7 protein-coding genes are annotated in these 7774 nt (G+C 28.5%); 6 read left to right on the top strand and 1 reads right to left on the bottom strand.

Annotated features, from left to right (window positions below; translation table 11 throughout):
• Positions 1-500: KH domain-containing protein (locus tag KA468_RS02075; protein ID WP_291241288.1), on the top strand; the 500-nt coding region annotated here is incomplete at its 5' end.
• Between the two features lie 83 nt (positions 501-583).
• Here KA468_RS02075 and KA468_RS02070 read toward each other — a convergent pair.
• Positions 584-1942: a T9SS type A sorting domain-containing protein gene (locus KA468_RS02070; RefSeq protein ID WP_291241287.1), complete on the bottom strand. Its 1359-nt coding sequence runs from the start codon at positions 1940-1942 to the stop codon at positions 584-586.
• 380 nt (positions 1943-2322) lie between these two features.
• On the opposite strand from KA468_RS02070, the gene KA468_RS02065 reads away from it, so the two are divergent.
• From KA468_RS02065 to KA468_RS02045, 5 genes are all read left to right on the top strand, one after another.
• Positions 2323-2727, top strand: coding sequence for a hypothetical protein (locus KA468_RS02065; RefSeq protein WP_291241286.1), 405 nt, complete (start codon positions 2323-2325; stop codon positions 2725-2727).
• A gap of 189 nt (positions 2728-2916) precedes the next feature.
• The gene (locus KA468_RS02060) at positions 2917-4338 is read left to right on the top strand and encodes a zinc-dependent metalloprotease (RefSeq protein ID WP_291241285.1); all 1422 of its coding nucleotides are present in this window, start codon (positions 2917-2919) and stop codon (positions 4336-4338) included.
• Between the two features lie 385 nt (positions 4339-4723).
• Entirely contained in the window at positions 4724-5269 is a 546-nt protein-coding gene (locus KA468_RS02055) for an RNA polymerase sigma factor (protein WP_291241284.1), read from the top strand.
• Positions 5259-6749, top strand: coding sequence for a hypothetical protein (locus tag KA468_RS02050; RefSeq protein ID WP_291241283.1), 1491 nt, complete (start codon positions 5259-5261; stop codon positions 6747-6749). Before KA468_RS02055 ends, KA468_RS02050 begins: the two co-directional genes overlap by 11 nt.
• A gap of 151 nt (positions 6750-6900) precedes the next feature.
• A complete protein-coding gene (locus tag KA468_RS02045; protein ID WP_026718320.1) occupies positions 6901-7764 on the top strand; it encodes a sigma-70 family RNA polymerase sigma factor in 864 nt (287 codons plus the stop codon).
• The last annotated feature ends 10 nt before the right edge of the window (positions 7765-7774 follow it).

The raw sequence follows: 7774 nt of genomic DNA, 5'->3' as shown, positions 1-7774 counted from the left end.
CAAATACTGACGTTAAAGTACACGCACCAAAAATCATCATGCGTACTATTCCTGGTAACTTCATTGGTGCTTTAATTGGACCTGGTGGAAAAGTGATTCAAGAATTACAAAAAGCTACGGGTTGTACAATTGTTATCAACGAAGTTGACGAACAAGGTGTAGTTGAAATTTTAGGTACAGATCCAAACGGAATTGCTGCAGTATTGGCTAAAATTGATTCTATCATTTTCAAACCACAAATGGGAGAAGCTTACGAAGTAAAAGTAATTAAAATGTTAGATTTTGGTGCGGTTGTAGAATATACAGATGCGCCAGGAAACGAAGTTTTATTACACGTATCTGAATTGGCTTGGGAACGTACAGAAAACGTAACGGATGTAGTAAATATGGGCGATGTATTCCAAGTAAAATACCTTGGTCTTGACCCTAAAACTAGAAAAGAAAAAGTGTCAAGAAAAGCACTTTTACCGAGACCTCCAAGAGAAGAGAAAAAAGAATAATTTTCAAATAAAAACAATTAACCCAATTCATTAATTTGAATTGGGTTAATTTTTTTTATATCAAACCTATTTGGGAATTAATATTACACTTTTGATATTTTTATTGTTGCAATACCAATTTTGGTTGTTACTTTTAAAAAATAAAATCCTGCTTGAAGACCTTCAATATTTAAAATTACTTCACTATTATAATGTTTAGTTGACATCATATTTCTTCCATTAATATCTATAATTTCTAATGAAAGTATAGTGTTTTGAGCTTTTATATTGACAATTGATTTAACTGGATTTGGAAATACGATTAACGTTTTATCAATAAATGACGCAACATTAAGTGTAGAACAATTAATTGTTGTTGGTATGAGTTTATTAATATTTGCACCATCACCTAATTGCCCAAAATAATTATACCCCCATGTATAAAGACTTCCGTCTGATTTTAAAGCAAGACAATGGTCCTCAGCCGAACTAATATCTTGCCAATTGTTGTCAGAACTTATAATTGTAGGAATATTTTTATCTATAAGCGTCCCATCGCCTAATTGCCCAAAATAATTTCTTCCCCAAGACCACAGAGTTGAATTCGTTTTAATGGCTAAAGTAAAATAAAAACTTGCTGATAAAGTTTGCCAATTAAAATCACTACCTATTTGAATTGGTAAATTTTTTCCAACATTTGTACCATCTCCTAACTGACCATAATTGTTATCGCCCCAAGCCCAAAGGGAACCATTTGATTTAATAGCAATAGAATGAGTCGATCCTGCACTAACCTTTTGCCAATTTATATCAAAACCTATTTGAATTGGTGAAATTTTTCCAATATTTGTACCATCTCCTAATTGACCATAATAATTACTACCCCAAGCCCAAAGCGTACCATCTGATTTTATAGCAAGTGTATGTGCATAACCCGCACTCACACTTTGCCAATTCGTTGCCGTTCCTATTTGTGTCGGTATAATTCTATTAGTAGTCGTACTGTCTCCTAATTGTCCTCCAGCATTAATACCCCAAGCCCAAAGCGTACCATCAGTTTTAATAGCAGTCGAAAAAAAATCTCCAGCACTTATAATTAACCAGTTCGTTGAAGTTCCAATCTGAGTTGGTATTAGTTTATTAATATTAGTACCATCGCCTAACATCCCATAATCATTTCTTCCCCAAGCCCATAAAGTCCCATCTGATTTTATTGCAATTGTATGTTCAATGCCAGCACTTATACTTTGCCAATTCGCATTAATTCCAATTTGTATTGGTACATTTTTGTGAATTGTTGTACCATCGCCTAATTGTCCTAAAGAATTATAACCCCAAGACCAAAATGTTCCATTATTTTTTATGCTAAGACTGTGATCTCCTCCCCCAGCTATTTTCGAGAAACATTGGGAAAAACTTTCCTGACTTATTATTATCATTAATAAAATAAGTAATTTTTTCATTATTTAAAACTTTTGAAGATTTATCAACTGTTACAGATAACAGTAATGTTTAGAAAATAAAAATACACAATATTTTAATATAATATTAATTTCACTGTAAAAAATAATTCCAGGTGAACTTTAAGAAATAGATTTTTTTTTTAATATGTGTTTTTAATTAATTATTAATCCTAAAACTAGAAAAGAAAAAGTGTCAAGAAAAGCACTTTTACCAAGACCTCCAAGAGAAGAGAAAAAAGATGATGCTCCAAAAGTATAATCTTTTAATTTTAAATACTTTAAAAAACCTGAAAATTATTTTTTTCAGGTTTTTTTATGTTTTAAAGCAACCTTTTTCATTTTATTATACTATTTAAATATAACTTCAAAAATTATAAACTATGAAAAATTTAAATTTTTTACTTATTGGAATATTATTTACTACAATAATATCTTGTAGTAAAGATGAACAAAAAACATTTGACGAATCAATATATTTCGACCAAGATCCTGATTGTGATTTAGAAGCTAATGGATATACTTGTTGTGATGTAGATGGAAGAATTTTGGTTGTACCAAATAATAGCTATTCATATAGTTATAAAGGAATTGCAAATGGAAATAGGACAATTGAAAATATTATTTGGAGTGTTGAAAGTGGCTCCATAACCATAGTTAGTGGGCAATGCACTCCGAATGCAATATTTAAATTTGGAGCAGACTTTGTAAATGGAAAAATTCAAGCACAGGGCAAAGTTGGCGGGTGTTGTGTGTGCGTTGACATAATAGAAATTAAAAAAATATAAAATAATCGTTATGAAAAACATTAAAAATTTAGCATTTGCTACTTTATTCGCTAAACTGTTCTTTTCCTAATGATTTAACAAATTTCTACACAAATCCATCAGTTGGCAGTCATCTTTCGGTGGAACTTATAAATTGTTTTTTTATATACTTTTTGAAATAATCACACATTAATATAAAATTTAAATTTAATGAAATACAATGTCTTCATTTGTTTGTTTTTACATTTAATTACTTCTGCTCAGTCAAATTTCTGTGGTTCATCAGAGGTAAATAATAATTTAAAATTTTCAAATCAATATTACTTCGATAAACATGAAGAAGCTCAACAAAAGATGTATACTTCTTTGTTATCTAAAAAACACGAAAAGAATTCAATAGTTTATAACATTCCTGTTGTTGTTCATGTAATACATTCAGGTGAAATGTTGGGAACTCCTTATAACCCAACTGATATTCAAATAGAAAATTATATTAATTTGTTAAACCAATCATTTTCTGCAACCTTTCCTTATAATCCAGATATTTTAAATGGTGGTGTTGATGTTGGTATTCAGTTTGTTTTGGCTAAAAGAACCCCTAATTGTACCTCAACCAATGGTATAAATAGAATCAATGCTTCGAATAACCCTACATATGTTAATTATGGTGTTGGTTATTCAAGTTATCAAGGAATTTCTCATTCTGAATTAGCAAATTTGGCATTTTGGGACAGTAGAGATTATATAAATTTATGGTTGGTAAATAGAATTGGCGGTGGATATGGAGGGTATGCTTTTTATCCAATTTCTGGTTCTTTTTTTGGGGATGGTACTGTTATTCAAATTTTAGATCTTAATAGCATAAATCCCGGTACTTCACCACATGAATTTGGTCATTTATTTGATTTAAGACATACTTTTGAAGGTTATTATAATAGTGTTTGTCCACCAAATTATAATTGTCTTATTGATGGTGATTTGGTATGTGATACTGACCCTGTTGCGATGAATGGCGGTTGTAATTTTAATGAAATAAATATATGTACTGGTTTTACACAAGAAGCATTAGGTGTAAATTATATGAGTTATGCTTGTAAAAAATTGTTTACTCAAGGTCAAAAAGAAAGGATGAGAAATGCTTTATTAACCTTAAAACCAACTTTAATAAATTCATTAGGAGGACAACTTCCAGGGCCAATTCAACCCACCGTTTTGCAGATTGATAACTATCTAAAAGTTACTAATTATACAGATGGTCAAGGGCAATGGTATAATAACAATATACCAATATCAGGAGAAACAAATCATATTTTTTACCCATCAGAATCGGGATTATATTCTTTTGTAGTTTTTAATAATCTTGGTTGCTCAAATATATCCAAACCGATAGAATATAAGATTATGTTTGAAACAAAAATTTTCCCAAACCCAACAGACAAAATAATCTTTATTAAATCAAACAATATTATAATAAAGGTAGAATTTTTTGATTTACAAGGTAGAATGTTGAAGATAATTGAAGATAATAAAAATGAATTACAAATAGATATTTCGAATTTTACATCCTCAACCTATTTATTAAAAATAACTACAAATAAAGGAATTCAATCAACTAAGATAATTAAAAAATAAATTTCTTTACTACCAATTTTAAAAATTCTGAAATTCAAAAAAACATTTTTGGCTGTAATGGATAACCGTTTGAAAAGGAAATTAATAAAAAAAAACACGCTTGTAGTGCTTAAAGCAATGGAACTATAGCTTCAAAAGAGGTTGTTAATCAGAATTTCAATAATTCAAACAATTGGTTTATCTCTTCTTTTGATGAGTTTGAATTGATTTACAACACTTTATCAATTCCAAATTACTTAACATTTGATAATTCTTATTATTGGAGTTCGACAGAATTTGGTATTACAAAAGTAAAAGTTATAAATTTACAAACTGGAGCCAATAAAAATATTGAAAAAAAACAGCAGTAACATTAAAACATTAATCATTAGATATTTTTAGATAATTGAATTTAGATGAAATTATTATTGGATGTAAAAAACAAAGTATAACCCATCAAAAAGAGTTATACCTTATTTACAGCAAAACACTTTTCAACTTGAGTTTGAAGTATTGTACTTCAATTACTGAAGCAGAAGATAATTTGCACGATAGTTTCATGGAAATATACCAAAGCATTGATAAATATCAAAACATAGGTTCATTTGAGGGTTGGATTAAAAGTATTACAATTAACAAAGCAATAAGTAAGTTCAACAAACGGAGCAATTTCAAAAGTATTGACGAATATCAAAATATAGAATACGAAGAGTTTGATGTAACAGAAAGTGTTTTAAGTTTAGATATTTTATTGAAACTAATTCAACAGTTACCAAATCAGTATCGAATGGTTTTTAATCTTTATGAACTCGACGATTATTCACATAAAGAAATTGCAAAACTATTAAACATTAGCGAAGGCACATCTAAATCAAATTTATCAAAAGCCAAAGCCATACTTAAAAAGTATATTTTAGAATTTAAACCAATTAAAATTCAAAATGGAGAATAAAAAAGACATAGGTAAACTTTTTAAAGATAATTTAAGTCAATTAGATTATTCTCCTAACGAAATGGTTTGGGATAAAATTGAAATGGATTTAAAAAAAGACAAGAGAAAAAAAAGATTTTTCTTTTGGATTTTCTTTTCGGCAATTTTTATTGTTGGAATTACTTGTTTTACTTTCTATTATTTTATTTCAGTTAATAAAGAAACAAATAATGGAACAATTAGTACTACTATAATTTCAAAAACGAATAATAATAATAACATCGTTTTAAACAACTCTAAAGAAACTATAATTTCAAATAACTGTCGAAATAATAACACAAATAGTGATAATAAGTCTAACAATTTCAATTTATTTGAAAAGAGTGATTTAAAACTCAATTCGAAAAGCGTTAAAAACAATGGTTACAAAAAAAAATTAACAAAGAAATCTTTATTTTCAAATACAAACAGAACTAAAGAAAATTTAAGTTATAAAAACTATAGAAACTCAAAAAATAATAAAATAAATTCAGTCAATACGACTGATAATAATTTTTATAGTAACACTATAAAAAAAGTATCGAAACAATTAATTAACGAAAAAAAGTACAGCAATAATTTAAACAAAACAAATATTACAAATTTGGGTAAAAACAATATTTCAGTATATAATACTTCAACAGATTTAGATGAAGAAAATTTAGCAAACCATGAAGAAATTAGAATTTCAGAAATTGAAAATTGTTGTTCTGACGAAAATTATATTGTTACTACCGAAAAAATTAAAGAAAAAATACAAAAGAAAAAACTAACAGAAACCAAGGAAGATTCTGTTATTAATTCAAAAAGCAAAACATTTTTTTTTAGTCCATTTGCTGGATTTAATAGTCATAACAAAATTGGTAAAGAAAACATATTCGGAAATAGCAAAGCAACTGATAATCAACAAAAATATGGAAATGTTTTTGGTTTAAAACTAAAATGGATGTTTTCTGAAAAAACGGGGATACAATCTGGAATAAGCATAAATACATATTATTACAATACAGCAGTGAGAAATCTGAACGGTAATTTACAAACTGAAAGTATCGAATTAAATCAAGATTCAAGTACTATTAATACTCTATTTAGCAATAGTAAAAAAGTAACTTTTCAGCAACATTTTAAATATGTAGAAATTCCAATTGAAGCCTATCATTACTTCAATACAAATAAATTAAGTCATGCAGCCGCTTTTGGATTAAGTTTTTACTTGCCTCTAAAAAATGAAGTTAATGCTTATTCTGAAAATATAAGTAAAATGAATATCGGTAAATCCTTAGCCTATTTAAAGCAAGGATATAGTGTAAATTTAAATTATTATTTGAATTACAATTTAAGTAACAAAATTCAATTATTTATTTCTCCGGCTGCACAGTTTCAATTTTTAGGGAATTTTGATTATGCACAACCAACATCATATACCTTTTCAATAAGTTCTGGAATCAATTACAAATTATAAAGTTAAAAAAAACTTGATAAGCTTAATTCTGAAATTTAAATCCCGATAGTGTAAAAAGTATCGGGATTTTTATTTTTTTATAACTTTTTGTAACTTTTTTATTTTTCTTGCGTATAACAATTAGAACATTAAACGTGAAGGGGAAAATTCAATGAGACAACTTAAAATAACCAAGCAGGTTACCAATCGTGAAACTGCTTCCTTAGACAAATATTTACAAGAAATTGGTAAGGTAGATTTAATTACTGCCGACGAAGAAGTAGAATTAGCACAACGTATTAAAGCCGGTGACCAACGTGCCTTAGAAAAATTAACGAAAGCGAATTTACGTTTCGTAGTATCGGTTGCCAAACAATATCAAAATCAAGGTTTAACTTTACCCGATTTAATTAACGAAGGAAACTTAGGTTTAATTAAAGCCGCACAACGTTTTGATGAAACACGTGGTTTCAAATTCATTTCATATGCCGTATGGTGGATTCGTCAATCAATTTTACAAGCGTTAGCAGAACAATCTCGTATCGTACGTTTGCCTTTGAACAAAATTGGTTCTATCAATAAAATCAACAAAATGTATGCTTTGTTAGAGCAATCTAATGAAAGACCACCTTCTGCTGAGGAAATTGCAAAAGAATTAGATATGACCGTAAATGACGTAAAAGAGTCTATGAAAAACTCTGGTCGTCACTTATCAATGGATGCACCACTTGTAGAAGGAGAAGATTCTAATTTATACGATGTATTACGTTCCGGTGAATCACCAAATCCAGATAGAGAATTAATTCACGAATCACTTCAAACTGAAATTGAACGTGCTTTAGAAACCTTAACTCCAAGAGAAGCAGACGTAGTGCGTTTGTATTTTGGTTTAAGTGACCAGCATCCAATGACGTTAGAAGAAATTGGCGAAACTTTCGATTTAACTCGTGAGCGTGTGCGACAAATTAAAGAAAAAGCAATTCGCAGATTGAAACATACTTCAAGAAGTAAAATATTAAAAACATATTTAGGGTAATCCTATCAAA

The organism is Flavobacterium sp. (genome assembly GCF_017985075.1).
In the GTDB taxonomy this organism is placed as follows: domain Bacteria; phylum Bacteroidota; class Bacteroidia; order Flavobacteriales; family Flavobacteriaceae; genus Flavobacterium.
Note: the sequence above shows the minus strand (reverse complement) of the source record. Positions and strands in the feature narration are given on the sequence as shown.

Coding starts and splice junctions, on each gene's coding strand:
- KA468_RS02070 (WP_291241287.1), bottom strand. CDS start 1,942: ATGAAAAAATTACTTATTTTATTAATGATAATAATAAGTCAGGAAAGT.
- KA468_RS02065 (WP_291241286.1), top strand. CDS start 2,323: ATGAAAAATTTAAATTTTTTACTTATTGGAATATTATTTACTACAATA.
- KA468_RS02060 (WP_291241285.1), top strand. CDS start 2,917: ATGAAATACAATGTCTTCATTTGTTTGTTTTTACATTTAATTACTTCT.
- KA468_RS02050 (WP_291241283.1), top strand. CDS start 5,259: ATGGAGAATAAAAAAGACATAGGTAAACTTTTTAAAGATAATTTAAGT.
- KA468_RS02045 (WP_026718320.1), top strand. CDS start 6,901: ATGAGACAACTTAAAATAACCAAGCAGGTTACCAATCGTGAAACTGCT.